Origin of the sequence: Moraxella sp. (assembly GCF_024227015.1) — a bacterium.
Classification (GTDB): Bacteria; Pseudomonadota; Gammaproteobacteria; order Pseudomonadales; family Moraxellaceae; genus Moraxella.
In genome coordinates, this window is record NZ_JAAELD010000363.1 from 1 (window position 1) to 1,730 (window position 1,730).

At 44.8% G+C, this 1,730-nt stretch carries 2 protein-coding genes; both read right to left on the reverse strand.

The genetic code is table 11. The features are described from left to right. Positions 1–164 precede the first annotated feature (164 nt). Complete coding sequence (locus GY683_RS08275) at positions 165–1,196, reverse strand: low specificity L-threonine aldolase (protein WP_297288277.1); 1,032 nt, start codon at positions 1,194–1,196, stop codon at positions 165–167. Positions 1,197–1,269: 73 nt separating this feature from the next. Next, the coding region (locus GY683_RS08280; RefSeq protein WP_297288278.1) for a metal ABC transporter permease at positions 1,270–1,730 on the reverse strand (461 nt) is incomplete at its 5' end.

Consider the following 1,730-nt stretch of genomic DNA (forward strand, 5'->3'; position numbering starts at 1 on the left):
CTTGCTGTGCTTGAGTGGTGCGTATTATAGGGGGAGAAATGAGGTTGGTCAAGGGGAAATTTTAGGAAAAGTGGAGAAAGTTTGTAAGTGGTTGATTTGGCGGGGATTTATTTTAAAAAGGCAATCGTTGATTGATTGCCTTTTATAATAGCGTCTTATTTATATTAATTCAGATTGGACTTAATCAATCCTACCAAGTCCGTCACATCGTCAGCAGTAGTATCAAAGCTACACATTAAGCGCACAGTACCTTCGGTATCCCAATCATAAAAGGCGTATTTTTGGCGGGCGGCATCAACTGCTTTCTTAGGTAATTTAACAAAAACACCATTAGACTGAACGTCATAAATCGGTTGAATGCCTAGCGTGATAAGCTCATCCGCCAACTGCTTTGCCATCGCATTGGCTTGCCGCGCATTATTAAGATAAAGATTATCTGATAATAGCGCTATGAATTGAGCGGAGATAAAGCGCATTTTTGAAGCGGTCTGAAGTCCCACTTTACGCAAAAAACGCAGTGAGCTGGCAAGCTCTTTGTCAAAGGCAATCAAACACTCACCCATCATCATGCCGTTCTTCGTACCGCCAAAGGACACCATATCCACACCGGTCTCAAGAATCATCTCTTTAAATGTGGCATTTAGATAAGCGGCAGCATTGGATAATCTGGCGCCATCGACAAATACCTTCATGCCATGCGCATGCGCAGTCTCACAAATCGCGCGAATCTCATCTATGCTATAACAAGTGCCGTATTCGGTGGTCTGACTGATATAGACAACGGATGGTTGAGCACGATGTTCGCTTCCGATATTATAAAGCTGAGAGAGGATCATATCGGGAATCAGCTTGCCATCTTCGGTGGGCATCGCCAATAGTTTAAGCCCGCCCACAACCTGCGGCGCAGTGCTTTCGTCTTGATGAATGTGCGCCGACTCGGTACAAATCACCGCACCCCAACGAGTGCTTAGTGCCTGCAGACCAACCACATTCGCACCCGTGCCATTAAACATCGGATAAGCGTGAGCTGTATCGCCAAAATGCGCACGGATAATAGTCTGCAATTCTTCTGTAAATTCATCATAGCCATAAGCAGGAACATGCCCGCCATTTGCCAGGTTCAAAGCATCCATAATCTTAGGATGCACGCCTGAATAGTTATCTGAAGCGAAATTTTTAGCTGTTGGAGTCTGCATTTGTTTTCTCGGTTGGTTTTTTTGATTATTATACTTGGAATGGATTAAAGGAGAAAGGGTTTTGAATATTGCTTTAAGCTGTCGCGGTCATTTTGGTATTGCCAAGCCTCTGTTTTAATTTGGCAAATAAAACTGCTGCCATGAATGTGATTGCTTGCAATAGCACAATCGTCGCCCCCGTTGCCGAATCCAGATGAAAACTTAAAATCACGCCCAAAAAACTGGTCAAACACGAACTTGCCACCGCCACAGCGAGCATGGTATGAAATCGTCTGCACAAGACAAATGCCGTAATACCAGGGGAGATAAGCATCGCCACCACCAAAATCACGCCAACCGCTTGCATGGCAACCACAATTGTGGCGGACAATAAAATAAGCAACCCATAATGCAAAACTTTGGGCGACAGTCCTGCCACACGGGCATGGCTTGGGTCAAAGCAGTACAACAATAAATCCTTACCCTTTAACAGCACCACCCCCAAAATCGCTCCACAAATTATCATCGTTTGGATAAGCATGTCACGGCTGATAC